Annotated in this window: 27 protein-coding genes and 2 pseudogenes; 15 read left to right on the top strand and 14 right to left on the bottom strand. The window is 61.0% G+C overall.

Annotated features, from left to right (window positions below):
* The first annotated feature begins 26 nt into the window (after positions 1–26).
* The 9 genes and pseudogenes from OMP40_RS05365 (at position 27) to OMP40_RS05325 (ending at position 6,260) form a co-directional block, all read left to right on the top strand.
* Complete coding sequence (locus tag OMP40_RS05365; RefSeq protein WP_277529758.1) at positions 27–1,010, top strand: SGNH/GDSL hydrolase family protein; 984 nt, start codon at positions 27–29, stop codon at positions 1,008–1,010.
* 195 nt (positions 1,011–1,205) lie between these two features.
* Entirely contained in the window at positions 1,206–1,670 is a 465-nt protein-coding gene (locus OMP40_RS05360; protein ID WP_277529756.1) for an AraC family ligand binding domain-containing protein, read from the top strand.
* Positions 1,642–2,037: a helix-turn-helix domain-containing protein gene (locus tag OMP40_RS05355; protein WP_277529754.1), complete on the top strand. Its 396-nt coding sequence runs from the start codon at positions 1,642–1,644 to the stop codon at positions 2,035–2,037. Before OMP40_RS05360 ends, OMP40_RS05355 begins: the two co-directional genes overlap by 29 nt.
* Before the next feature lie 219 nt (positions 2,038–2,256).
* Positions 2,257–2,922 (top strand): annotated as a pseudogene (locus OMP40_RS05350) (spore germination protein); the annotation flags it as partial.
* A 73-nt stretch (positions 2,923–2,995) separates the two neighbouring features.
* Positions 2,996–3,700, top strand: coding sequence for a spore germination protein (locus tag OMP40_RS05345; RefSeq protein ID WP_277529805.1), 705 nt, complete (start codon positions 2,996–2,998; stop codon positions 3,698–3,700).
* Positions 3,697–4,374, top strand: a complete 678-nt coding sequence (locus OMP40_RS05340) for a Ger(x)C family spore germination protein (RefSeq protein WP_277529817.1) — start codon at positions 3,697–3,699, stop codon at positions 4,372–4,374. The genes OMP40_RS05345 and OMP40_RS05340 overlap by 4 nt, the downstream gene beginning before the upstream one ends.
* Positions 4,375–4,390: 16 nt before the next feature.
* Complete coding sequence (locus tag OMP40_RS05335) at positions 4,391–4,876, top strand: Ger(x)C family spore germination C-terminal domain-containing protein (RefSeq protein ID WP_277529752.1); 486 nt, start codon at positions 4,391–4,393, stop codon at positions 4,874–4,876.
* A gap of 3 nt (positions 4,877–4,879) precedes the next feature.
* Complete coding sequence (locus OMP40_RS05330; RefSeq protein ID WP_277529750.1) at positions 4,880–5,113, top strand: hypothetical protein; 234 nt, start codon at positions 4,880–4,882, stop codon at positions 5,111–5,113.
* 184 nt (positions 5,114–5,297) lie between these two features.
* Complete coding sequence (locus tag OMP40_RS05325; RefSeq protein ID WP_277529748.1) at positions 5,298–6,260, top strand: GerAB/ArcD/ProY family transporter; 963 nt, start codon at positions 5,298–5,300, stop codon at positions 6,258–6,260.
* Between the two features lie 52 nt (positions 6,261–6,312).
* Here OMP40_RS05325 and OMP40_RS05320 read toward each other — a convergent pair whose 3' ends face one another.
* Positions 6,313–7,113 carry a hypothetical protein gene (locus tag OMP40_RS05320; protein WP_277529746.1) on the bottom strand — a complete coding sequence of 267 codons (801 nt, stop codon included), beginning with the start codon at positions 7,111–7,113 and terminating at the stop codon, positions 6,313–6,315.
* Positions 7,114–7,195: 82 nt separating this feature from the next.
* On the opposite strand from OMP40_RS05320, the gene OMP40_RS05315 reads away from it, so the two are divergent.
* Both OMP40_RS05315 and OMP40_RS05310 read left to right on the top strand, forming a co-directional pair.
* Complete coding sequence (locus OMP40_RS05315; RefSeq protein WP_277529745.1) at positions 7,196–7,423, top strand: hypothetical protein; 228 nt, start codon at positions 7,196–7,198, stop codon at positions 7,421–7,423.
* A 316-nt stretch (positions 7,424–7,739) separates the two neighbouring features.
* The gene (locus tag OMP40_RS05310) at positions 7,740–7,988 is read left to right on the top strand and encodes a hypothetical protein (protein WP_277529743.1); all 249 of its coding nucleotides are present in this window, start codon (positions 7,740–7,742) and stop codon (positions 7,986–7,988) included.
* A 64-nt stretch (positions 7,989–8,052) separates the two neighbouring features.
* Here OMP40_RS05310 and OMP40_RS05305 read toward each other — a convergent pair whose 3' ends face one another.
* The 8 genes and pseudogenes from OMP40_RS05305 to OMP40_RS05270 form a co-directional block, all read right to left on the bottom strand.
* Entirely contained in the window at positions 8,053–9,183 is a 1,131-nt protein-coding gene (locus tag OMP40_RS05305; protein WP_277529742.1) for a DUF5107 domain-containing protein, read from the bottom strand.
* The gene (locus tag OMP40_RS05300; RefSeq protein WP_277529802.1) at positions 9,072–10,718 is read right to left on the bottom strand and encodes a DUF5696 domain-containing protein; all 1,647 of its coding nucleotides are present in this window, start codon (positions 10,716–10,718) and stop codon (positions 9,072–9,074) included. Before OMP40_RS05300 ends, OMP40_RS05305 begins: the two co-directional genes overlap by 112 nt.
* A complete protein-coding gene (locus OMP40_RS05295; RefSeq protein WP_277529741.1) occupies positions 10,715–11,179 on the bottom strand; it encodes a hypothetical protein in 465 nt (154 codons plus the stop codon). The genes OMP40_RS05300 and OMP40_RS05295 overlap by 4 nt, the downstream gene beginning before the upstream one ends.
* 44 nt (positions 11,180–11,223) lie before the next feature.
* Positions 11,224–12,000 carry a hypothetical protein gene (locus OMP40_RS05290; RefSeq protein ID WP_277529740.1) on the bottom strand — a complete coding sequence of 259 codons (777 nt, stop codon included), beginning with the start codon at positions 11,998–12,000 and terminating at the stop codon, positions 11,224–11,226.
* Positions 12,001–12,085: 85 nt separating this feature from the next.
* Complete coding sequence (locus OMP40_RS05285; RefSeq protein ID WP_277529739.1) at positions 12,086–14,083, bottom strand: carbohydrate binding domain-containing protein; 1,998 nt, start codon at positions 14,081–14,083, stop codon at positions 12,086–12,088.
* Positions 14,084–14,295: 212 nt separating this feature from the next.
* Positions 14,296–15,186: a carbohydrate ABC transporter permease gene (locus OMP40_RS05280; RefSeq protein WP_277529737.1), complete on the bottom strand. Its 891-nt coding sequence runs from the start codon at positions 15,184–15,186 to the stop codon at positions 14,296–14,298.
* Between the two features lie 15 nt (positions 15,187–15,201).
* A pseudogene (locus OMP40_RS41215) lies at positions 15,202–16,105 on the bottom strand (ABC transporter permease).
* Positions 16,102–16,725 (bottom strand): hypothetical protein, encoded by a 624-nt coding sequence (locus OMP40_RS05270; protein ID WP_277529735.1) that lies wholly within the window; start codon positions 16,723–16,725, stop codon positions 16,102–16,104. Before OMP40_RS05270 ends, OMP40_RS41215 begins: the two are co-directional and overlap by 4 nt.
* 104 nt (positions 16,726–16,829) lie before the next feature.
* Between OMP40_RS05270 and OMP40_RS05265 the strand changes: the two genes are divergently transcribed.
* The gene (locus OMP40_RS05265) at positions 16,830–17,009 is read left to right on the top strand and encodes a hypothetical protein (protein ID WP_277529734.1); all 180 of its coding nucleotides are present in this window, start codon (positions 16,830–16,832) and stop codon (positions 17,007–17,009) included.
* A gap of 99 nt (positions 17,010–17,108) precedes the next feature.
* On the opposite strand, the gene OMP40_RS05260 is transcribed toward OMP40_RS05265, so the two are convergent.
* The 5 genes from OMP40_RS05260 to OMP40_RS05240 all read right to left on the bottom strand — a co-directional run bounded on the left by OMP40_RS05260 (position 17,109) and on the right by OMP40_RS05240 (position 20,451).
* Entirely contained in the window at positions 17,109–17,276 is a 168-nt protein-coding gene (locus OMP40_RS05260; RefSeq protein WP_277529732.1) for a hypothetical protein, read from the bottom strand.
* Entirely contained in the window at positions 17,273–17,905 is a 633-nt protein-coding gene (locus OMP40_RS05255) for a hypothetical protein (RefSeq protein WP_277529730.1), read from the bottom strand. The genes OMP40_RS05260 and OMP40_RS05255 overlap by 4 nt, the downstream gene beginning before the upstream one ends.
* 98 nt (positions 17,906–18,003) lie before the next feature.
* The gene (locus tag OMP40_RS05250) at positions 18,004–18,927 is read right to left on the bottom strand and encodes a helix-turn-helix transcriptional regulator (RefSeq protein ID WP_277529727.1); all 924 of its coding nucleotides are present in this window, start codon (positions 18,925–18,927) and stop codon (positions 18,004–18,006) included.
* A 1-nt stretch (position 18,928) separates the two neighbouring features.
* A complete protein-coding gene (locus OMP40_RS05245; RefSeq protein ID WP_277529725.1) occupies positions 18,929–19,624 on the bottom strand; it encodes a response regulator in 696 nt (231 codons plus the stop codon).
* Positions 19,621–20,451 (bottom strand): sensor histidine kinase, encoded by an 831-nt coding sequence (locus OMP40_RS05240; RefSeq protein WP_277529801.1) that lies wholly within the window; start codon positions 20,449–20,451, stop codon positions 19,621–19,623. The genes OMP40_RS05245 and OMP40_RS05240 overlap by 4 nt, the downstream gene beginning before the upstream one ends.
* A gap of 239 nt (positions 20,452–20,690) precedes the next feature.
* Here OMP40_RS05240 and OMP40_RS05235 point away from each other — a divergent pair, with 239 nt between their 5' ends.
* The 3 genes from OMP40_RS05235 (at position 20,691) to OMP40_RS05225 (ending at position 23,012) form a co-directional block, all read left to right on the top strand.
* Complete coding sequence (locus OMP40_RS05235) at positions 20,691–20,891, top strand: hypothetical protein (protein ID WP_277529723.1); 201 nt, start codon at positions 20,691–20,693, stop codon at positions 20,889–20,891.
* A gap of 770 nt (positions 20,892–21,661) precedes the next feature.
* Positions 21,662–22,237, top strand: a complete 576-nt coding sequence (locus OMP40_RS05230; RefSeq protein WP_277529722.1) for a hypothetical protein — start codon at positions 21,662–21,664, stop codon at positions 22,235–22,237.
* On the top strand, positions 22,200–23,012 hold the full coding sequence (locus OMP40_RS05225) for an SGNH/GDSL hydrolase family protein (protein ID WP_277529721.1): 813 nt from the start codon (positions 22,200–22,202) through the stop codon (positions 23,010–23,012). Before OMP40_RS05230 ends, OMP40_RS05225 begins: the two co-directional genes overlap by 38 nt.
* Positions 23,013–23,482 lie beyond the last annotated feature (470 nt).

The following is a 23,482-nucleotide window of genomic DNA, read 5'->3' as shown; positions in this document are numbered from 1 at the left end:
AGATATGGTCAGACGGACGTATTTTATTGAAATCGAAGCGACGCCCGGCGGAGCCCCCCCGGATTCGGACCGCCGCGACGGGCGAAGATTACGGCACCGGATTGACGCTGACGCGGGACACTCTGCGCTGGACGTCCCCGCGAACGTTCGATTGGGACGAAGAGCTGCCGCTCTTCATCGAATCGGCATACGGCTTCGAAGTGGATTGGGGGCTGTGCCTCGCCTTCCCGAAGGCGCCGACGGAGGCGATCGACGCGACTTTGTCATTCACCATCGAAGCGATACCGGAGATGATCCTGGATCGCAGATCGGTTCTGGCAGGCGCCGCGCCGGCGACGGCCATTCCATTGGAGCAGCCCGCTCATCTCGCGGGCTTCCGGCAGGCCTTGTCGGCAGGACGTCCGCTGCGCATCGCCTTTTTCGGCGAGAGCGCGACCCGCTCGGGCTTGTGGCCTTATCGGGTCATGGAGGGCCTGCGCGCGCGGCATCCGGAATCCAGGCTGTTCAGCTCGAACGTCGCGGTCGGCGGGGAGCAATCGGCGATGGGCATTCATCGTCTGGAAAAGGAAGTGCTCGCCGCGGCCCCGGACCTCGTCGTGCTCGAGTATCTGATCAACGACGCATGCTCCGGCCGATCCGAAGCGCAAGTCGAGCAAACGGTCAGAGCCATCGTCGAACGAATCCTCGAATACGGCGCTGCTTGCATGATCGTGATGGCGAACGGCGTCAATCCGCTCTTCACCAAGCACGCCGCGAAACGCAACATCCGCCGGTTTTACGCCCTGTACCGCAGACTTGCAGCCGAATACGGGGTGACTTTTGTCGGCGGGTTCGAATACTTCGACAACCTGCACCGGTTCGGCAAATATTTCGTGACGGAGCTCAAGGGCAATATGGTCAATCACACGTTCGGAAACGAAGATCCCGGCTGGGGACCGTTCGATCGTGTTGTCGGCGAAGCGATGCTGATGGCGCTCCTGGACGGCGCGGATGAAGTCGCGGGGAAGTAACGCGGACCGGATCATCAATGGCGCCTAGGTTGTGAAAATGTAAAAAAGGGACGAGGCAGAGGAATTTCTGCATCGTTCCTTTTTGCGTTTCCGCTTTTGGCTAATTGCCGGGAGTCCAGTTCGGCATCGGGCGTTCGATGCGCTCATATCTGTTATAATCAATCAGGCATATAAAATAATGAAGGCAGGCATCCGATGGAACACTACCGCAAACAAATGATGCTGACCCACCTGGACAAAAAGCTGCCGATGTACATCGAGGCATTCGGATGGAATGAAGGCGAAAGCGAGTTCGATCGTCCCGACGGCTATCATTGCTACCATTGGCTGCATACGACGGCCGGGGCGGGAGAGTTCCGTTTCTCGGGCCAAAAGATTACGCTGTCGGCCAATGAAGGCATTTTGCTGAAGCCGAACGTCCCGCATTTTTACACGCCGCTGACCGATCCGTGGTCCACCTGGTACGTCACGTTCGGAGGCGCGCAGATCGGCGCGATTCTCGGCGCGCTGGACTTGGCCGAGTCGACGGTCATCAGCTGGGAGCCGTCGTCTCCGCTCGCGATCGTGCACAAAAAAGGCAAGCAAAATAGCCGGCGCTCCCTACGGATTCGCCGGTCTGGACAGCTCCGTCATGCTGTACCGCTTCCTGACGGATATTAAAAAATTCGGCCGCGCCGACAATATGCGCTCGCTGTCGCACTACCACGAGCGGCTGCTGCCGCTCATGCGCTATCTGGAGGAGGTCTACCGCGATCCGGCAGTCGGACTGGCGGATATGGCCCGGTTCGCCGGGCTTAGTCCCCAGCATCTGAATCATCTGTTTCGCGCGGCGACCGGCATGAGTCCCTATCAGTTTTTAATCCATCTGCGCATTCAAAAAGCGAAGGAAGAGCTTGTAGGCCCGGGCGATCGAACGATCAAAGCCATCGCGGTCCAGGTCGGCTTTCTCGACGCCAGCCATTTCGTATCGACGTTCCGCCGACTCGAACAAAAAACGCCCGAGCATTACCGCAGGCTGCATCGCTGACGGTGAGGCTGCGCTTCCTTCAAGCGCTCCGCGTCGATTCGCCGTTTTCGCGGGAACTGCTTGCCGGATGGATCTGCATATGCCAATCCTCGACGGGGAATAAATATGGAAGCAATGACCAATCGCGAAGGAGCGCTATCATGACCGGTCAGCTTCCCCCCTTCTCCGATCGACGATCCGTTGGACGGCGCGCCTTTGCCCTCTCGATTAAGCGACGCGATGGCGCTTGTGAATAGAAGCTTCGCGGACTGCGAAGATTTAAAAGCTTTTCCATGGCATTTCGGTATCGGACTTGAAAACGGCGCTTGCTCCGTTTTTCTGGAAACGCTGGTCAATCACCGCCGGCATAACGACTTTAAGGATGCGCTCCAAAATCTGACGACGACATGGGTCGGGCCGGCCGAATCCGTCCGTCTCGAAGCATTCATCGCATTTTTCGAACGGCATGGCGTCTCCGAGCCGGCCGCCGAGCTGCTGGACACCGTCGAGCTAGTCGTTGCCAGCATTCTGGATGGCTGCGTCGTCGTCTTGATCGACGGCTGGCATCGCGCGCTGGCCTTTCGGGCGCTCGATATCGTGAAGCGTCAGGTGTCCGAGCCGATCACCGAGCCGAACGTACAGGGGCCGCATGCGAGCACGATCGAGGATCTTGACAGCAATGTCGGCGTGATCCGAAGCTTGCTGAAAACAAGCCGCCTGAAGTTCCATTACATGAACGCCGGCGAGCATAGTCGCAGACGGTTCGTCTACGGCTATTTGGAGCATGCCGTCAACCCGGCGGCGCTGGAGCAATTTCGCGTTCGCGCGAAAGGCATCGACGCGGAGGAAATACTCGACGTGTCCTATCTGGAGAGCTGGATCAACAACAAACGTCTATCCCCGTTCCCGCAGGTTCGTTATACCGAACGGCCCGACACGGTCGTCGCAGCCTTGCTGGAGGGGGAAGATCGTCGCGCTCGTGAACGGCAGCCCTTCCGTCTTGATCGGCCCGGCCAGCTTTATGGAGTTCTTCGTAACGAGCGAGGATTATTATTACGGCATCGTCTACGCGACGCTGATCCGCTTTTTGCGCATAAGCGCGTTTGTGATCGCCCTGCTGCTGCCAAGCTCGTACATTGCGCTCACGACCTTTCATTCCGAGCTGATCCCGACCGTGCTGCTGCTGGCCATCTTGAATTCGCGCGAAGGAATCCCGTTCCCGGCCATGGTCGAAGCGCTGATCATGGAGTTTTTTTTCGAGCTGCTTCGCGAAGCCGGCATTCGTCTCCCGCGGCCGATCGGCTCCGCGGTCAGCATCGTCGGCGCGTTGGTCATCGGACAAGCCGCGATTCAATCGCAGATCGCTTCTCCCGTGATGGTCATCGTCGTCGCGCTGACCGGGATCGCATCCTTTGCCTTGCCGCAATACAACATGGCGATCGCGCTTCGGATATTGCGATTCCCGTTAATGTTCCTGGCCGCTTCGTTCGGAGGACTCGGCATTATGGTCGGCTTCGTCCTGATCTATTTGCATCTGACCTGTCTCCGCTCGCTTGGCGAGCCCTACTTGTCGCCGCTGGCGCCGCTTCGCGCGCGCAAGCTCAGGGACTCGCTGTTCGTGCCGCCCCGGCGTCCAATGCGTTCCGGCTTTCGCAAGCGCTCCGCGAACGGACCGCAGCCATGACGCTCACATCTTGGAGCAAGTGGGCTGCGATCCTGTCGGTCGCGATCGGCTTGTCCGGTTGCTGGGACAACAAAGAAATGGACGAATACGGTTATGTGCAAGCGGTCGCGATCGACGAGGCGCAGGACGGCTCCTTTGCGCTAACGACGTTAATTTACAATCCGACCTATTCCCAAACGGCCGGCTCTGCCAAACCGTCGGAGAAGCCGGTCTTAACGATTCATACGCATGGCGTTTCGCTTTTCGAAGCGACTCGCGAGATTCCGATGAAGTTGGGGCGCAAGGCAAAATGGGATCATATGCGGGTCATCCTGCTCGGAGAGAAGCTGCTGAAAACCCACGATGCCGGAGAGGTGCTGGACTTCTTCTCCAGAGATCATGAGCCCCGGGGTACCATTCTTCCGTTGGTCGCCCAGAGCGACGCGGGACGATTTCTGACATTCAAGCCGTTTATCGAGGAGACGATCGGCCAGCAATACAAGCGCATGGAGACCGAGGGCGCCCGTTATTCGGCCAAAACGTCAGGCATCCCGCTGTTCGATCTGGCGATTCAAATGAAAAGCCCGGCCCGGGTCGCCGTCATTCCTTACCTTCAACAAGAAGAGGAGAGGAACGAAACGATCGTCTCCGGCCTCGCGATTTTAAAAAAAAGGCAAGCTGGCAGGGAAGCTTGACAACAAAAGCACGGCCATGTTCATGATGCTGGACAACCGCTATCGGACCGGGATCCTTACCATTCCCTGCAAAGGATCGTCCGCGCCGCAAATCGGCAGCGCCGAATCGCTCGAAGTGCTTTCTTTCTCCAACAAGACGAAGATCTCCTCCGATGAAGAAGGAAGCGTCACCGTCGGCATGCGCATTCGCATCCGGGGCACGATCGGCGAACTGCAGTGCTCAAAGCTCGATACGCCGAAAGAAACGAAAAGATTCGAGAAGCAGGTCAGCGATACCGTGGAGGAACAGCTTCAGCGGACCGTGTCAACGATTCAGCAGTACGGGACGGATGCGCTCGGGATCGGCAATCGAATCGCCAGACGGCATCCGAAGTTGTGGAAGGAAAAGGAACCGACGTGGAACGACGAATTCGCAAAAGTCAGATTCCGCTTCGACATCGAGACGGAAGTCGTCGGCACCGGGATGGACATCGGAACGCCGTTCAGCCAGGAGGAGGAATAACGGATGCTGGACAAAATCGCTTATTTCGCGATTCTCTCCCTCGCCATCGTGACGGCCGATCTCGCGCAGCTCCGTCGCGCCCGAAAACGCGAGAAGGCCGCATACGGCTCGCTGCTGGCCGTTGCGGTTTATCTCGGCATTATTTTCGCCATGCACAGGTTGGATTGGCCCAATCTGAACACCTTGTTCGATCTGCTCAAAGACCCGGCCGGAAAGCTGGTCAAGTCCATGTCTTAATCGGTATCGTACGACCGGCCCGTTTTTAATAGGAGGTATCGGCAGCCCATGCAACAGCCGTCAAAGGTAAGTTCCGCTCAAATGGCCACGCTGTTTCTGTTTTTCATGACCGGATCGTCCATCGTGCTGATTCCTGCCCCCCCTAACCCACGAAGCCGGTACCGGGTCGTGGCTCTCTCTGATCATGGCGTGGGGGATGGGGGCCGTCTATCTCGCCTGCATTTTATACCTTTACCGGAAAAATCCCGAACGGTCGCTGCTCGAAAGCGCCCGGCGCGCGTTCGGCAAGCTGCCTGCAGGCGCGCTGATGCTTCCTTTCATCGTCCTCATGTTCTGGAACGTTGCCGGCATCGTCAGCGAGATCGGATTGTTTTTCAAAAGCACCATGCTGAAGGAAACGCCTACGAGCGTCGTTCACGCGCTCATGTTCGTCATGATCGCCCTCACCGCAAGAGCCGGCATCGTCGTCGTCGCGCGAATGTCGGCTCTGCTGCTAGCGCTGATGATCGCCTTCATCTTCATCGTCCTGATCATGGTATCGAATTTGTTCCAGCCTGAATTTTTGCTGCCGTTGCTGCCGAGCGATACGGGAGCCGTGTTTCGCGCCGCGTATATCGCCTACGGATTTCCCTATTCCGAACTGATCGTCTTCGCCTTCATCCTGCAGCTCGTCCGGCGGGAGGAGGCGTCTAAAGTCGGCAAGCACCTTTATATCGCCCTCGCCGTCAACGGGCTCCTCCTTCTTCTCTCCCTCGTATGCAGCCTTCTCGTATTAGGACCGCTGACCGGCGACCTCAAATACTCGTTGTTTCAGCTGGCGCGCCTCATCGTCATTCGCGAATTCGTCGAAAGGATCGAATCCGTGATCGGCTTCTCCCTGATCGTCGGTTTTTATTTCAAGGCCACGATCTTGCTGTTGATCCTCGTCCGCACCGTCGTCGAATGGCTGAACCTTCGCGACGAAAGGCTGTTCACCTTGCCGGTCGCCTTTGTTTGCCTGCTGCTGTCCATCACGACCTACACGAAGGAATCGTCGCTCAACGAGATGGTGAACGTCGTCTGGCCGCTTCTCAACAATTTTTGTTATGTGCTCCCGATGCTGCTCGTCGTCGCCGCAACGCTCTTTCGCCGTCGGAAAAGACCTTGATCCCCCCCTATTTCCGAATGCCGGAATAGGGGGGAATCAAGGTCCTGTCCATCTAAGGCCGAATGCGACGCAGCTCCGCCAGACATCGCAGGCTGTACTGCCTGCTTCGTTCGGTCTTCGGAATTTCCTCGCGCTCCAGCTCCCGATAACCGTCCAGCCAATAGCTCGCCGCTTCCTCCGTCCGGCCGCGCGCGGCGCTCACCTGCCCCCGAACGAAGTTCACCTCGGAGCGGGATAGATGGATCGGCTCTCCGTACACCAGATTGTCCGGATAGCGGTCGATCCGGTCCGCCCAATCCGCGGCGGCGGCGATATCGCCGTTCGCCAGCTTCTTGCGGACCAGCGACAGCACGGTATCGCGGTAGCAAGGTCCGCTGATCTCCTCGCCCTCCCAGTTTTCGAAAGGCTCGGTCTCCAGCAGCTCCAGCGCGCGTTCCTCCTGCCCGGCTTCCCGCAGCAGATCGACCATACGCACGACGACAAGCGTCCGGTTGCCCGCCCGTTCCATATAAGGCAGGAGCGCCAGACGCGCCGCCAGATCGCCCCGCTGCCGGTAAATATCGTCGAGCAGGCAGAGCGTTCCCTCGTTTGTCCCGCCGTTCACGGCCACATCTTCCGCCAGTATGTCTGCGGCGCCGGACAGGTCGCCCTGCGCCGTCAGCCGAACGTAGCCGATGCTGCGCAGCAGCGACGTATGGCGAAGCCCTTTCCGATAGGCGTCCAGCAGAAGCTCTGCCCCGCGCTCCCGATCGCCTGCGGCGTAGCAGGCGATGCCGAGCAAATAATCGGCAGCGCCGCCGGTATCGAGCGGACGAACTCGCTCCAGCGCCCGCAGCAGCGGCCGTTCCTTCAAAAAAGACGCGGTCCAGACTGTCCTTTCGCAGCGCCTCCAGCAGCAAAGCGGAGTCTCCGGCGTCCGTCAGGCGGAGCAGCCCTTGGGCGAGCCGCGTCTTCGCGCCCGGCCGCCGCACGAGCGCAAGCAGCGATGCCGCATCCGCGGTCAGCCCCAGCTCTGCGTAGGCCAGGGCAATCGGGAGCAGGCTGTCCGCTTCGCCGCGGGTCAGCTCCAGCAAAGACGCCTTGGCGGCATCGGAGCCTTCGGTCAAATAACGCTCCGCCATTCCCTGCGCATCTTCCGGCAGGCTTCGCTCCCGCGCGGATGACGGCGTTCGGGTCTGCGCGCTTGAAGGCGCTGCGGCCCGCGCGGCTTCCCCGGCTTCCGCGGCGCCCGCGCCGGCGAATGCGCGGCGGCGGGCGATCGCGGCCAGGAGACGGCCGTCGGCGTTCTCCTCCGGCAGCAGCGCGCAGGCCGCCATCGCGTCCGCGAACCGTCCTGCCGCGATGTCCATGCCGGCGAGCTCGATCAATGCCGCGTCGAAGCTCTCCGCGTCGGCGCCGATATCGGCGAACAGCCGCTGCGCCCTGCGCGTATTGCCGCGTTCCCGCTCCGTCACGGCCAAGTAGTAGCGGGCCCAGCCGTTGCGGTTGTTATCGCGCAGCAGCCGCTCGAAGCAGTCCGCCGCCCGCTCGCAGCGGAAGCTTTTCAAATACAGCAGACCGAGCCGCAGCAGCGACTCCTGGCAGTCCGGACGGAGCGCCAGCCGTTCGCCGTACAGCGCGATCGCGTCCGCCGTCAGCCCGAGCGACTCGCTCCACTGCGCCCGCTTCAGCACGCTAGCCGATTCGTCCTGCAGCACCGTTACGCGCGCGTCCTCGTACAGGTCGTGATCCGGATATTCCGCGTCGCATGGCGGATCGCCGTCGATGTCGAGCAGCAGCCGCTGCCCGCATGTCAGAAGCAGCCGAAGGCCGCCGGCCGGAGCGGACCAATCGCCCGGCACCTTGACGGTCGTCGGACGTTCCGCGGACAAATCCAGGGCAATCTCCTGCGCCGCGCTCCCGCGTCCCACGACGAGCCGACAGCCGGGCAGCGCTTCGGTTGCCGACAGGACGAGCGTAGCCTCCCCCCTGCCCCGGGCTCCAGCGAATCGCGACGGCCTCCGACGCTTGATGGAAGCCCCCCCGTTCCGAAAACGGGATACCAGTACTCGGTCCATTGAAGCCGGCCGTGCGGCTTCAGGTACTTATAGACGTTCTGGCTTTCGTACGGGCCGCTCTGCACCTCGATATATTGATCGTCGTTCTCGGTCAGCGCCCGGTTCCACGCCTTGGCCTTGTCGTCGTTGCCCCAGACGAAAAACTTGGCGCCCTTCAGCTTGCGGCGGTCGGCGACGTGGACGAGTCCGGCGTCTTTATTGCCGTTGTAGGCCCCGAAGCTGTCGCCGGTCATGCCTTTGCCGAACGTCTCGTAGGCGTAAGGAATCTGCTGCGGCAGCCGGCAGTCGATCTCTTTGTAGTACGGCCATTTGGCGTACCGGTCGTCCAGATTGACGCACCAGTCGAACGGGTAGGCGAGCCGGACGCTGTCGTCGTATGCGACGGCCGTATTCGTCCAGAAATAATACTTGTGCTCCATCGCGGTCGGATTGCGCAGCGTCACCCGCTGCTCGAGACGAGCCTGCCCCGGGTGCAGCCGCAGCTCGACCTGCCAATGCATGAAGGACATTTGCTCGATGCCCCCGATCAGCACCGACGCGCTGCCGTCCTCGTTGCCCCGGGTCTGACAGTCGACGCGCGACATCGTCGTCGGCGAATGGCTGATCGGGAAATTGAACTCCATGCCCCCGGCGAACCAGGCGCCGCGCGTGCCGATCATCCGCGGCCGGATGACGGGATTGCGATACAGCGCTTCTTCGCCGCTGCGCTTGTCGAGCATGCTGTACAGCCGTCCGCCCAGCTCGGGCAGAACGATCAGATGCAAATAATCGTTTTCGAGATGAACGGCCTCGTACAGCGCTTCTTCCTTCTCGCGCTGCATCGCGTTTTGCATCGGATACGGATACGGATCGAGCCGCTTGTCCAAAATCGGGTTGATGTCTTCCTCGAGCAGCCGGTACGTCGGAATCGCCAGCTCTGACCTATAGACCCGGACTGCGGACATCGGCCGGCTCCTCTCCGTACCGGACGGCATATGCCTTCGTATCGAGGTCGATCTCGACGACGGTGCCGTCGGCGTAGACGGACCGCTGCCTGCGGACATTGCCGTCGACGAAGCTGTGCCCGGTCATCTCCAGGCAGCCGACCCGGCGGTGCAGCTCCGACATCTCGCGGGCCAGCGCGGCCTCCTCGGCGGTCGGCTCGATGTTCAGGCACGGCAGTCCGGCGTTCAGCAGGCCGTGCAGGAATCCCCAATCCTCCGGCGGAATGCCCCACTCCCCCTTCGCCCGGGAACCAGGGCAAAAACACCGCGTCGTGGTAAACGAGCGAGAACAGCGGAACCGGGATGCCGACGACCGGCCCTTTGCCCGGATTCGGATCGCGCGCGTACGGACCGTGATGAACGAGATCGAGCGCCGGAAGCGCCCAGTCGACCGGCTCTTCGGAGCTGGCGATCAAGCCGCGCGAGCGGATGGAATGGAAGCACGACAGTCGGTGCTCCATGCACGACTTGCGGGTCATCGGATGGGCCGGATGATAATCCTCTTCCAGCGCGATGACGGCGAAGACGTCCAGATACGCGCCGTCCGGCAGGACGCCCTCCGCCTCGAGCCGCTCGTAATTGCGTTCGACGTAACCTTTGGCCAGACTGGCGCTCAGAAAATGATGGGCGCCGCCGGGCCATATCGTGCACAGCTCGTTGTTGCCGTCGCGATCCATCACCGCCTGCTCCGCACCGTAGCTCGGCGCGTCGTGATAGAAATCGCGGTATTGATCGTGAAGCGCCAGCAAATAACCGAGCTCCTCGCACCGCTGCCGCAACAGCCGCATCCCCTCCCAGCCGCCGTTGACCGGGCTCGGCGGCAGCACGTCGGGATGCAAATTGTCGTAGCCGCGCTGGCCCCATCCGTCCAGATGGACGTAAACGGGTCCGTCGTACGCGTCTTTGAGCTTGGCCAGCTGCTCGGCCCGAAGCGCGAAGGAATGCCGCTCGTCGTTTTTCTCGGGATGGTCCGGGTCGTAATAGTCCGATTCCGGCACGGCGTAGAAGTGAATGAGCGTATTGACGACCGCCGCTCCGCGCAGCCGGCCGACGCGCGGATTTTCGGCGATTTTCTCCGCCATCGAGCGGAACCGGCCGATCGATTTGACGTAGGCCCGGTAGATTTTCGCCATGTCGACATAGTCCATTTTCGAACCGAACCGGTATCTCACGCTGCGGTTGTCGTCGTAGCGGCCAAGCGCGGGCAGCCAGCGGACGCCGAAATGCGAATGCAATCGCGGCGCATGGTCAAAGTTGCCCTTGGCGTCCCAAAACGTATCGACGATCGCCGTGTAGCCGTGCGCTCCGTCGGTCTGACCCCACCAGGGCATATAGGCGTCGCGGCCATGGAGAAAGCCGTCCTCATAGCGGACGATCTCCGCCTCCCAGTCGGCCGGAACGAGAAAGCCCTGCATCATCGGCACGGCCGTATAGCGCCCCGGCGCTTCTCCCCCCGAACCCGAACGGCGCGGGCCAGGCGATATGCACGATGTCTCCCGCATCGCGTTCCAGCGGGTGCAGCTCGCACACAAGCTCGCCCGTTTGCGTGTACAGCAGCGCGGACAGCCGAACGGACAAATGCCGCTGCGCGTCGCCGCTCGCGCCGTCCGCCTCGGGGGAAGCCCGACAGCGTCGCATAGACGCCTTCATAGTAGCCCGAGCGCCGAATCTCGAATGTCTTCACGGCTGCGTCGGCCAGCCGGACGAGCCGCTCTCCCTCCTCCGTCCGAAGCAGGATATGATCTTCGCCCCGGACGGTCTTCCAACTCCGGCCGGCGGCCGTATCGGTCAGCGTCAGGACAAGCGTATTCGTATCGATCTCAAGCTGCCGGTCCGCCGCCCGGACGATCCAGCCGCTTTCATTTTCGTGTATAGTCACGGTTTCGGTTCTCCTTTAAACGCTGCTTTTCATTTTGCTCCTGTTCAATAGCCGAGCTCGCGGTAAACCTTCTCGTCGATCTCGATCTTCGCGGCCGCGGCCGCTTGGTCGGTCCATTGCTGAAAACGGGAAGACCAGTAATCGTTTCGCACGACGTCCCTGATTCGTTCGAAAGACAAATCGGCCGGGCCGTCGCTTCGGTAGCGCGCATCCTTGACGGAATCGTAAAAAGCCAGAAGCGTCTTGTCGTCCGCCGGCCACAGCCGGGGTCCCATAACCTCGATCAGCCGGTTGCGCAGGTTCGACATCGAATAGTCGTAATAGTCCGCAAGATCGTACTTCGTCGGACCGTATACGATGCCTCCCGTCGCGACAAGCCGTTCCCGCCTTGCATTCTCCTTTTCCAGCCGCTTCAGGAAAGACGCGTACGAATCGCTGCCCAGCAAGCCGTACGACACCGCCTCCCGTTGCTGCACTTTGATTCGCGTCAACTGCGCAAGCGCCCGCCGTTTGGCCGTATCGAGCGGCGTCGCGCCGTCCAGCACCGTCGTCCAGAACGACGCTCCGCTGTCTGCTTCGATGCCGTAGCGTTCGCCGTATTCGGCGATGGTCGGCGCGCGCTCGTTGTCCAGCAGCAGCATATATTCCGCCGCCTCGACCGGTTCGCCGTCGATTCGAAGCGGAATCGCCGCCGTCGACGCGCCTTTGGCCGACAGGACAAGCGCAACCGCCGCCGCGCACAACGCAGCCAGCGCAACTAGCGCGACCGTCGGCCGGACCCACCGTCCGACGGACCTTCCTTTGCCGGAAATCGTCCTCAAGACCTCACCCCCTCCCGCCGCCGGAGCGGGCAGGGAAAGGAGCGGCGCGCTCCTTCCCCCCTTATGCCGCCCAGTCGTTCGGACGTTAGTTTTTGGTCAGCTCGACATCGTCGATCAGCGCATAGTCGGCGCCGCTCGTATAATTGATGTACACTTTAACGGCCGTCGTGGACGGTCCGGTCGTAAAGGTCGTAATCGCCGGCTTCCAAACGGCGATGCCGATCTCGTAGAAGCCGTTCAGCGAAGGATTGGCGGCATCCTGCAGGCCGATCCACACCTGACCGGGAAACAGGCCCGGGCCAGTCGGCTTCGCCCAGCCTTTGAGCGTGTACGTGGTGTTCGGCTGGACGGTCACCGTCTGCTCGAGATAAGCGCCGGGATAGATCTTGGCGGCGTAGGCGCCGGCCCGGACGTCGCCGCTGGCGACGGATGCGGGGCTCGAGCCTGCGCTCACGGTCGTCCAGCCGCTCAGGCTGCCGGTCTCGAAGCCGGGATTGACCGTCAGATTGGGCGGCGTCACGCCCGCGCCGTTATACGCGCCGATATTCGGCGCCGCCGAAGCGGATACCGCGTTGCCCCAATAATCCGCGCCGCCGTTGCCGGCCACGAGTTTGCCGGCGCCAAGGGCGGGGGAGCCCGTCTTCAGCCGGTAGCCGTCCAGCGTATCCATGCCGTCGCGGCCGCTGCCGGGACTGACGAACTTGGGATCGGACGTTATTTTGTTCGCGTCCGACGGTTCATTGGAAGGATGATAGCCGTAAAAAAGATTGTGCTCGAACGTATTGGCCGATCCGTTCATCAGGTAGCTGACTTCGCCGAGATTGTAAAAAATATTGTTCGCCCAGTAGGCGCTCGCCGCGGAGGAGCCGACGGCGATCAAATAAGGCGCCGTATCGGGATGGACGAAGACGGTGTTGTTGTAGATTTTCGTATTCTCGGAGTCCGCGCAGAAGCCGAATATTTGCGTATTGTCGTTCTGGCTCACGTTGTAGCGAATGACGCTGTCGCGCACGAAGCCGGCCGCCGGGTCCTTGCAGACGAGCACGAAGCCGCCGTCGTTGTCGTGGCTGTAATTGTACTGGACGACCGTGCCGGTCTGCCCGTGGTCGATGTCGAAGGCCATGCCGTCCATCGGCGTATTGCCATTGTAAACTTCGTTGTGCTGCATGACCGCGTGATCGCTGGCCCATGTCCATATGCCGGCATTGAAGGTGCCCGAGCGGACGTTGAAGCCGTCCACCACGTTGTACTCGATCAGCGCCCCGTCCGTCACATGGGGCGTGATGCCGTCGCCGCCCGTATCGCTCACGAAATTGTTGCGGACGACGACATGGGTGAGCGGCACCCAGGCCGGTCCGGAATACCCGATGCCGGCGCTGTACCGCCAGCTGGAAAAGGTTGCGATGCCGGTACGGTCCACGGACGAAACCCGATTGTTCTCGATGAGGACATCGTCGAACGACGTTTGCACCGTCGTGCCCTTCACCTCGACGAGAATGCCCGCGCTGCCGCCCGCATCCTTCGTATTGTCGCCCTTCACCCGATGGACGTACAAATTGCGCAGATGAATCGCATGCAGCGTGCCCGCATTTTCGCCGACGACGTAGACGCCCCTGCGATTGGATGCCGTCGCGCTGTCGTTCGTCACTTCCAGATCGGAGATGTCCCAATATTGCTGGTTGTACAAATAAACCGCGTTCGCCGCGCCCGCCCCGTTGATGAGCGGCGCGCGGCCGCTGCCGTATTTGCCGACCGTGATCGGATCGGCGGCGTCGCCCGAGCCCTTCGGCCAGAGCGTGCCCGTCCATACGCCCCCGGCCTTGAACAGAATGGCGTCTCCGGGATCGAAGGTCGTCGCGTTGACTTTGGCGAGCGTCTGCCAGGCCGTCGCCGGCGTCAGGCCGTTGTTGCTGTCGCTGCCGCCGGCGGAATCGACGTAGTATACGGTGCCCGCGAACGAAAGCGCTTTGGCCTTGGGCGGCGTCTTGGCGTCGGCGGGAGCGGCGTAGCCGGTCGGAATCGCCAGCGCCAGCAGCAGGAAAATCGCGGACAGAAGTCGCCAAGGGGAAGTTCGGATACTCATTATAGTCCTCCTCAGGGGATCGGCCGTCATGCGGCGCGATCTTTATTTTGCAAAAAAAGCCGCCGCCCCGCCTCTTCTTCCGCCTCCTCGCGCGGCCTTCTGGACGACCTTGCTTTTCTACAAGCGAACGTATCGCCGCCGAAGCGCAAGCTATCCGGACCAACCGGCTGACGCCCCCTGTACGGCCCGACGCCAGCCTTTGCGCTTCGTCGCTATTCCTTGACGCTTCCGAGTACGATGCCTTTTATGAAAAACCGCTGCAAAAACGGGTATACGAGCAGGATGGGGAGCGCCGCTACGACGATTTGGGCCGAATGAACGGTTCTGTCCGAGATGAGCGCCATCGCCGCCGCGTCCTGTATGGACGAGAACTGCGCGTCCTTGGCGATGACGATCGTCTGCAGCAGCGTCTGCAGCGGATAATTGTCCTTGGCGTTCATATAAATCAGGCCGTCAAACCAGTTGTTCCAGTGCGCCACCATCGTGAACAGCGTCGTCGTGGCGAGCGCCGGCAGCGACAGCGGCAGGTAGATCCGCAGCAGCACTTTAAAGTGGCCGGCGCCGTCCAGCTTCGCCGACTCCTCCAGCCCGCGCGGCAGCCCCCGGAAAAAATTGAGCAGCAGCAGCACGTTGAACACCGGCACGGCGCCGGGAATGACCAAAGCCCAGATCGTGTCGAGCAGATGCGTATCCTTGACCGTCATATAAAGCGGAATGAGTCCGCCGCCGAAAAACAAAACGAACGCAAAATACCAGGCGTACAGCGTCCTGCCGGCAAATTCGCGCGGCTCGCGCGACAACGGGTAAGCGGCCAGGCTGGTCAGTACGAAGCCGACCGCCGTCGCCAGCGCGACACGCTTCACCGAGATCCACGCCGCCTCGAGAAATTGCCGCTGGCGGAAGACGAAGCGGTAAGACGACAGCGTCGCCTCCTCGGGCCACAGCACGACGCTGCCGGAAGCCGCCGCGTGCGAGGAGCTGAACGAGACGGCGATCACATGGATAAGAGGGAACAGACAGAGCAGCGACGACACGAGCAGGATCGCATAGAGGATGCCGCCCGACCAGCCGTCTTTCCATTTCCGGGCTGCTAACAGGAGCATTCACCCCGCTTTCGTTCAAAATAGCCGGTAATTGGCGAACCGATAGGCCAGACCGTACGAGATGACGATAAAAAAACATGGACACGAGCGACTTGAACAAGCCGACCGCCGTCGCGACGCTGTATTGCGCCTGCTCGAGGCCGATCCGGTAGACGAGCGTATCGATGACGTCGCCGCTCTCGTAGACGAGCGCATTGTACAAATTAAAAATTTGCTCGAAGCCCGCGTTCAGCACGTTGCCGAGACTGAGCGCGGCCATCAGGACGATGATCGGAGCCATCCCGGGGAGCGATACGTAGAGCGTCCGCTTCCAGCGGCTCGCCCCGTCGATCTCGGCGGCCTCGTACAGCGCCGGGTTGATCGAGGTCAACGCGGCCAGATAAATGATCGTCGCGTATCCGAATTCCTTCCAGACGTCGGAGGCGACGAGCACGAACGGAAACCAGCGGTTGTCGGTCAGAAAAAACACCGGTTGCAGGCCAAGCCCGGCGATCGCCTTGTTGACGATGCCTTCGGACGGCGACAAAATGTCGATCAAAATGCCCGACAGGATGACCCAGGAGAGAAAATGGGGCAAATAAACGAGCGTCTGAAACGTTCGCTTGACCGCGGCGACCCGCACCTCGTTCAGCATCAGGGCGAAGGCGATCGGCACGAGCAGCCCGGCGACGATTTTCATCGCCGCGATGTAGACGGTGTTGAACAGCACGCGGCCCATATCCGGCATGCTGAAGATGTACCGGAAATTATCCAGCCCCACCCATGGGGAAGCGAACACGCCCTTGGCCGGATTAAATTTCTGAAATGCCATAAACAGGGCGCCGGCGATCGGCACGTAGCTGTAGACGAACAGAAGCGCGACGGCCGGCCAAATCATCAGATGAAGCGGCCATTGATTTTTCCATCTCGAAGCTTTCACCACATGACCTCCCGCTGTCGATCGGGGAACGCGCCTTCGCCCGCCCCCGACGACAGACTTGCCGCTATTGTTAGTGCGCCTGCAGCCAATCGTTCACTTCCTGCGTAATCTGCGCGCCGCCCAGCGTCTTCCATTGCTCCGCGTACTTGTCGAATTCGTCGACAGACGCGCCGTTCGTGACGATCTTCGTGAACACTTCCATCTCCTTCGCCTGCAGCGTCGCCCAGCGATCCGCCATCGTGGCGGTCGGGGGGACCCGAGTAGGCGTTGGTCAAATAGCGTCCCTCTTGAAAATACTGATACAGCAACGGCTGCGAGCCGCCTTCCTTGAAGGCCATATAGGCGCCGTACTGATTGGCGTCGCCTGCTTCGAACTTCATCACGTTTTCGTAATTGATTTTGTTCTCGTTGTTCAGCATGGACGGATCCTTCGCCTTGATCGCCTTGGGCATCATCTCGCCGGAATAGAGCTGGGCGCCGATGTTGTAGACGAGCACCGGATTTAACGTGTAATACGCTTGCGGCTTGTCCTTCAGCGACCCCTGCGAATATTTGGCGACGTCCTCCGTCGGGTCGTTGCGCGTCAGCGCCGTCACCCAGCGGTTCAGCAGCTTGAACACCGCCTCCGGATGCTTGGCCTTTTTTGGAAATGACGTAGTAGCCGGTGACGCCGAGATCGACGGGCTGCATGGCGGGCTTGTCGTCGATCGACGGAACTTCGTAAATGCCCCAGTCCTGCACGACCTTGCCGTCCTTGACCGCGCCGCCCTGCAGCGGCCAGCTGGGCATCCAGAACGGGCCGTACACCATGCCGGCTTTGTCGGAGACGAGCAGCTCCGCGCTCTTGCTGCTGTCCTTGACCATGAATTCCTTGTCCAGCTCGCCGGCCTTGAACATGTCCTGAAGCTGCTTCAGCGCCGTCTTCACCTCGGGCTGGATGCCGCCGTATTCCACCTGGCCGGAGGCGGTCTTGATCCATTTGCCGGGATAGGCATGATAGCTGCTAAAGTAGCCGATCAGTCCGGAATCGCTGGCCAGTATTTCTTTTTTGCAGCGACAGGCCGATCGTGTCCGGCTTGCCGTTGCCGTCGGGGTCCATCGTGGCGAACGCATGGGAGATATTCAGGACGTCCTGCATCGTCTTCGGCGCCTGCAGGTTCAGCTTTTTCAACCAATCGTTGCGGATGTACAAAATTTGCGCGGGGACGTACGGCGCGTCCGTGCGGGGGGATGGCCATCAGCTTGCCGTCCGATTTGGCCGAATCGAGCTGCGCCCCGCCGTCCGCCGTCAGAAACTTTTTCGTCTCGGGGGGTCGCGTACTTCTCGTACAGGTCGGTCAGATCCATCACCATGTCGGACTTGACCAGCTGATCCAGATCGGCCCGCTGCACGTACATAAAGTCGGGCAAATCGTTGGAGGCGATCGTGATCTTTACCTTGGCGTCGTACTGGCTGGTGTCGACCGCCCATTTGTTTTTGACCCGTATGCCCAGCTCTTGCTCGTAGTTGTCGTAGACGCTGTTCTTGTCGATGCTCTCGCCCGGATTCCAGACGACCGTCGGATTGACCGAAGCGCCCGTCGATATTTCGATCGGCGGATCGTACTTGGCCATGATGTCCTCCGGCTGTGCATCGGGACTTTGGTCGCCGCCCGTCTGGCTCGGAGACTGCGACGCGCCTGCCGACGCTTCTCCCTGCCCTTCGCTTTTGTTCCCTGCGCCGCCGTCGCTGCATGCCGCCGTCGTCCCGAGCGCCACGATCAGCAGCGCGGCGAGCCACGCTCTTCCTGTTTTTGTCAACCTTTTTCGCCCCTTCCGAATAAGTTGCGCTGCTTTACGACTTCATTATAAAAACGGAAAGGAAGCCCTTCCACGCTCATCTGATGACATGACGACCACTATTGTTTACTTGCGGAGCCGTCCGGGAATTGACGATATTCCTGAGGCGTAGCGCCCGTCTGGCTTTTGAAAAAGCGCGCGAAAGCAAACGAAGAATTGTAGCCGAGGGCCGCCGCGATCTCGTGGACCTTCAGCGAGCTTTGGCGCAAATATTTGCGCGCCGCGGCAAGACGCCGCTCCGAAATGTAATCGTACAGCCCGCGGCCGGTCATTTCTTTGTATAGCCGGGACAAATACGAAGGGTGCAATCGAACGAGATCGGCGAGCCGGTTCAGCGAGATATCGTCGCCCAGATGGTCGTCGATATGACGGTGGATCGTCGCCAGCACCTCCGATTCCCGCTCCGCCTGCCCTTGGCGCCGCCGCTCGAACAGCCGCTCCGCCTGCTCGGCGAAGTCGGCCAGCTCCTCTTCCCAGCCGGGCTCGTCGGGATCGTCGAAGCCGCCGCCGGGCTGACGTTCTTCGCCGCCGGCATCGGAGGCCAGCAGCAGCGCCCGCAGGCCCAAGCGGAGCGCCGTGCGCTCCTCCGCGCCGGCCTCCGACGCGGCTGCCGCCAGCTCCCGCAGCGCCGGGAAGAACAGGTCCCTGCGATTGTTTTCGAGCAGCGCGGACAGCTCCGCCAGGCCGTCGAAGCGAAAGCGCGGCCGCTCCGCACCCGCGCCGCCCTCCGGAGCGGCGGCGTCCCCGCCGGCTTGCGTCCCGATCAGCAGCGCGCCCGGACGCAGCCCCATGCCGCGGCCCATCTGCGCGCTCAGCCGCCGGAACGTATCGGCCGTATCCCGCCAGGCGGTCTCCTGTCCGGCGAGCATAAACGATACCGTCGCCTGCAGCGTCCGGCAACAGGCCGTCTGAACCGATGCCAGCGTTTCCGCGAGGAACGGCTGGATGCCGCCGTCTCCCTTTTGCTGAACAAACCAGACCATTCTAAAGGAATCGTACGGCAGCGCAAAAAAAAGTCAACCGATCTCCCGCCATCTCGGCCACGATTCGCTGGATGGAGAGCGGCAGCAGCGTCCGGTCGGCGTATCGTTCGTCAGGGGGCCGCTCGTCGATCCGACCGATCAACAGATGCAGCGGCTCGTCCGCCGCCAGCGGCGAGCCCAGTTCTTCCAGCCTTTCGGCGAGCCGCTCTTCTTCCGTCCAACGGCCTTGAAGCAGCTCGCGGAAAAACTCCCTTTGCAAGGTCGGCCGGTACGTCTCAAGCTGACGTCTGGCGTACTCGATCGAATGCGCCATTTTCTCCTCTTCGCGCAGCGCCTCCGCAGCCCGGCGAACGGCGCCGACGATCTTGTCGTCGTCCTCCGTCTTCAGCAAATAATCGAAGCCGCCGGACGCGATCGCCCGCTTCGCATACTCGAACTCGTTGTAGCTGGTCAAAAAGACGACCTTGCAGCGCGGCCAGCGGCGGCGGATTCGATCGAGCAGCTCCAATCCGTCCATCTCCGGCATTTTGATGTCGGTGAGCACGATATCGATCCGGATCCGCTCCAGCAGCGCAAGCGCCTCCGGCGCCGAATACGCCTTGTAGCATTCCAGCTCCAACCCGGGCAGTTCGTCCATCAGCTCGAACAGGCTGTCCACGATAATGGCGACGTCGTCGACGATCAGCAGTCGGTTCAAGATGGCTCCTCTCCCTTCGTCGGCTTTAGCGTCAGCTCCACCAGCAGACCGCCAAGCGAACTTCGCCCGAAGCGCAGGCCCGAAGGCGCGCCGAGGCGGATGCGGATACGCTGATGGATGTTGACGAGGCCGGTGCTCTCCGCCGCATCGTCCGGCGAGATCGCGAGCCGTCGGTTCAGCTCCTCGATCGCGGCGTCGTCCAACGTATCGCCGCTGTCCTCGATCAAGATGCGGACGAGGCCCTCCTCCTCCGCCGACGCCTCGAAACGCATGCTCAGCCGCCCGCCCGCGATTTTGCGCTCGAACGTATATTTGTAGGCGTTCTCGATAATCGGCTGCAAGATAAGCCGCGGCACGAGAAGCTGTCGCGCCGACTCGGGCAGCGGACCGATGTCGACCGCGACCCTGGAGGCGAAGCTGAACGTCTGCAGTTCGATGTAGACGAGCGCATGCGCCACTTCGCGCTCCAGCGTCATCTCCTCGGCCGCATCGCGCGTGATGAACTGCAAATATTCGCCGATATAACGCGAGAAGCGCTCGGCGGTCTCGTAATTTTGCGACTTGATCAACCGGGATAAGATGAAGTGATTGTTGAACAGAAAATGAGGATTGATTTGCGATTGCAGCCGCTTCAGCTCCGACTGCTGAAATCGTATTTTCGCCTTGTACACGTCCTGGATCAGGTTGCCGAGGCGTCCGACCATGTCGTTGAAGGCGGCGTACAAATAGCCGAATTCGTCCTTTTTCCGATGCTGGATCGTAAAGTTGAACGCGCCGTCCTCCAGCCTGCGGAACGCGAAGCCCAGCTTCACGAGCGGCCGGTGAATAAGGCGGTAGATGCGCAGCGAGAAAAAGAGGATGACGGCGACGGACAGGAGGGAAAAAAAACCAGAACCATTGCTCGTAAAGCTTCAGCGGGCCGACGACGCGCGACTCGGGAAGGACAGCGACGATCGCTTTGCCCAGGTAGGGCGAATAGTCGGCGACGGTCAGACGGCCGTCTCCCCATGTCGTCTCCGTCTGCGCGACGCCGACGCGGCTCCAGCTTCGGACGTCGCCGACCAGCTTGCCGGCCGCGCTCCGTTCAATCGGCTCGCCGCCAAGGACGTTCGCTCCGGAGCCGCCGTCGATCAGCAGGCTGAAGCCCGAAGGTCCGCCGTCCGTATCGAACGCGCGGTTCATCGCCGCTCCGATGCGGTCCGGCGACATCTCCGCCACGATGACGAAAATCGTCTTCGACGGCCCGTCTCTCGGCAGGCTGTCGTAAGGCAGCCCCACATACAGCCGCCCGTCCCGAAGCAGCAGCGTCTTGGCGTTGTCCGGCTGCCGGAATGCCGCGAACTGCGATTCGTCGATCTGCGTGTCGTAATGGAGCGCCGAGACGGTCCGGTTCATGCCCGGAATGAACAGGCGGACATCGGAGATATACGGACTGGACGCGCTCATCACCTTGAGCCGCTTCTGCAGATTGAGCACCGCCCGGTTCCGCTCGTAATCGCTCATTTGCGCGGCCGCCACGCTTAATTGAAGCAAGTCCTCGTCCACGATATAATCCTGCTCCAGCTCCACGATCCTTTGCACCTCCAGCTCCAATCCGTCCGAGAACGCTTGCACCTTCGACGACAAAGAATTCGCGATTTCCCGCCTGTTCTGCTCCGCTCCCATACGGTTCATCAGGAGCGTCATCGCATAGAGCGGGGTAATGACGATCAGGAACGTCAACAGCAGCCGCGTGAAAATGGAAAAAAACAAGGTGTCCGGTTTCATGAAAACGCCCGTCCCTTCTCTCCTCAGGTTCTAGCGTACTAACGGGGCGGCGGACGCGCCACGCACTTTTTTTGAGGTGCGGGCCACAATTATCGACTCTGCGTTGCCGCCGTATTTCTCTTCATTATACTGAAGTTAAAATCGGCCATAGGCATGAAGATACGGGGAGGACGTTGTCGATGATAGGGACAGGTTTGGAAGATTCGCTTGGGGGATTGTCTTTTCTGCGCCGCTACGGGAGCCGCTTGACGGCTTGCCGCGTTTCCCGCATTGGCGGACAACCGGCGGAAGCGCCGGACGACCTGCAGGGAGATTTTGCTGTTCGGCGACAGCCACAGCTGGGGGCAAGGGAGCGCCGATTACGACGGACGCGCCCATTATTCGACGCATATGAGCTTTCCGTACAGCAAGGGCTACTATGCCCGGCTGGAGGCGCATGCAAGAGAGCGGCTCGCGTTCAATGCGGAGCTGCGCTTCCCGGATGGCGGCGGCGCGAAAAGCGAGCTCGGGCTGACCGTACCCGTGCGCGGGACGGGCTTATACGGACCCGCGGCATATCGGGACCGCGCGCGCGAGCATTTGGGCTATTTGGCCGAGCGGCAAGCGTTTGGCCCGGCGATCTGGACGATCGAAAGGAAGTCCGGAATTGGCGGCGAAGCGGTGACTGAGGAACAGGAATTTCGGTTTCCGTTGCGCGGGCATGCAAGCATGCTGTTTGTCGGCGTCGTCGCCGATCCCGACGGGGCGGTGCTGGAGGCAGGACTCGAAGCCCCTTATTATTACGCCGCGCCCCCCGGGATATCCGAAATTGTATCTGGTCGAGGCTGGCATGCTGAAGGCGCTTGACGCGCCCGGAGCGGGCAAGGGGGGCGGCTTCGCCACGGTCCTTATCGATACGTACGCGCCGGTCGCCGAGGAGCGGGCGTACGCGATCGATTTCGGCATGAAGCAAACGGGCGAAGTCGTTTTTCGCCTGGCGGCCGAACGGGGGAACAACGGGCCGCGAGCGCATGCGCCGTCTGCGATGAGCGCGAAGGCGGAAGACGACAGAGCGATTTTGCGCGGGATCATCCCCGATTTGAATCGCATCCGCAATTTTGCGATGGGCGGCCATACGGTCGGCCAATGGCTCGGCGACGGCACGGCAAGCTTTAACGACGGCCCTTACGGCCACGTGGACGAGCTGCTCCGCTACGTCGCATTTACGCCGGCGCTTGCCGTCATTCAGGCGCCCGTCGTCAACGAATATTTAAGGCAGACGCCGATCAGCGACTTCGAAGCCGCGCTGGAGACGCTAACGCTGCGGCTGAGTCGTCATTTGAACCCCGAAGGCGACCGGCGGACCGACGTGCTGATGTTTACGACGCTCGGCGATCGCGGCATCGCCTTCGAAGGCGCGCCGTCTCTGGCCATCTCCTACGAGGACTACTACGAGGCCGTTCGCCGCTTCTGCGCCCGGAGATCGTTCGGGCTGATCGAATTCCACCGCTTTTTCGAAGATGCCGTCCGGGGCGGGCTCGTCGATGTCGAGCTGCTGTTCGACGACGCCATCCACCCCGGTCCATTCGCTAACGAGATGATCGCGCAAGGATTGATCGCGGCTTTTGATCTTGTGTGGTAGAAGTGATTTCGCAGACTTCAAAAAAAAGCGCCTGCGGCATTTTGGAGCGCATTCGCGCGCAACGAGGTTAGCCCCTTCCACACCCTGCGGACCGTGTCGCGAGCCTGTAGAGTAACTTTTTGCCTCTACGGCACCATGCAGACCGTGTCGCGAGCTTGTAGAGTAACTTTTTGCCTTTACAGCATCATTTAGACCGTATCGCGAGCCTGTAGAGTAACTTTTTGCCTCTACGGCACCATTTAGACCGTTTCGCGAGCCTGTAGAGTAACTTTTTGCCTTTATAGCATCATTTAGACCGTTTCGCGAGCCTGTAGAGTAACTTTTTGCCTCTACGGCACCATGCAGACCGTGTCGCGAGCCTGTAGAGTAACTTTTTGCCTTTACAGCATCATTTAGACCGTTTCGCGAGCCTGTAGAGTAACTTTTTGCCTCTACGGCACCATTTAGACCGTGTCGCGAGCCTGTAGAGT

The sequence above is a fragment of the Cohnella rhizosphaerae genome, assembly GCF_029525575.1.
Classification (GTDB): Bacteria; Bacillota; Bacilli; order Paenibacillales; family Paenibacillaceae; genus Cohnella; species Cohnella rhizosphaerae.
This window is presented reverse-complemented; position numbering and strand designations above follow the sequence as displayed.

Excerpts from the sequence above, each read along its gene's own strand:
- OMP40_RS05360 (WP_277529756.1), top strand. The coding sequence starts at position 1,206 with ATGGAACACTACCGCAAACAAATGATGCTGACCCACCTGGACAAAAAG.
- OMP40_RS05355 (WP_277529754.1), top strand. The coding sequence starts at position 1,642 with ATGCTGTACCGCTTCCTGACGGATATTAAAAAATTCGGCCGCGCCGAC.
- OMP40_RS05340 (WP_277529817.1), top strand. The coding sequence starts at position 3,697 with ATGACGCTCACATCTTGGAGCAAGTGGGCTGCGATCCTGTCGGTCGCG.
- OMP40_RS05335 (WP_277529752.1), top strand. The coding sequence starts at position 4,391 with ATGTTCATGATGCTGGACAACCGCTATCGGACCGGGATCCTTACCATT.
- OMP40_RS05330 (WP_277529750.1), top strand. The coding sequence starts at position 4,880 with ATGCTGGACAAAATCGCTTATTTCGCGATTCTCTCCCTCGCCATCGTG.
- OMP40_RS05325 (WP_277529748.1), top strand. The coding sequence starts at position 5,298 with ATGGCGTGGGGGATGGGGGCCGTCTATCTCGCCTGCATTTTATACCTT.
- OMP40_RS05300 (WP_277529802.1), bottom strand. The coding sequence starts at position 10,718 with ATGATGCAGGGCTTTCTCGTTCCGGCCGACTGGGAGGCGGAGATCGTC.
- OMP40_RS05285 (WP_277529739.1), bottom strand. The coding sequence starts at position 14,083 with ATGAGTATCCGAACTTCCCCTTGGCGACTTCTGTCCGCGATTTTCCTG.
- OMP40_RS05280 (WP_277529737.1), bottom strand. The coding sequence starts at position 15,186 with ATGCTCCTGTTAGCAGCCCGGAAATGGAAAGACGGCTGGTCGGGCGGC.
- OMP40_RS05265 (WP_277529734.1), top strand. The coding sequence starts at position 16,830 with ATGCCCCAGTCCTGCACGACCTTGCCGTCCTTGACCGCGCCGCCCTGC.
- OMP40_RS05250 (WP_277529727.1), bottom strand. The coding sequence starts at position 18,927 with ATGGTCTGGTTTGTTCAGCAAAAGGGAGACGGCGGCATCCAGCCGTTC.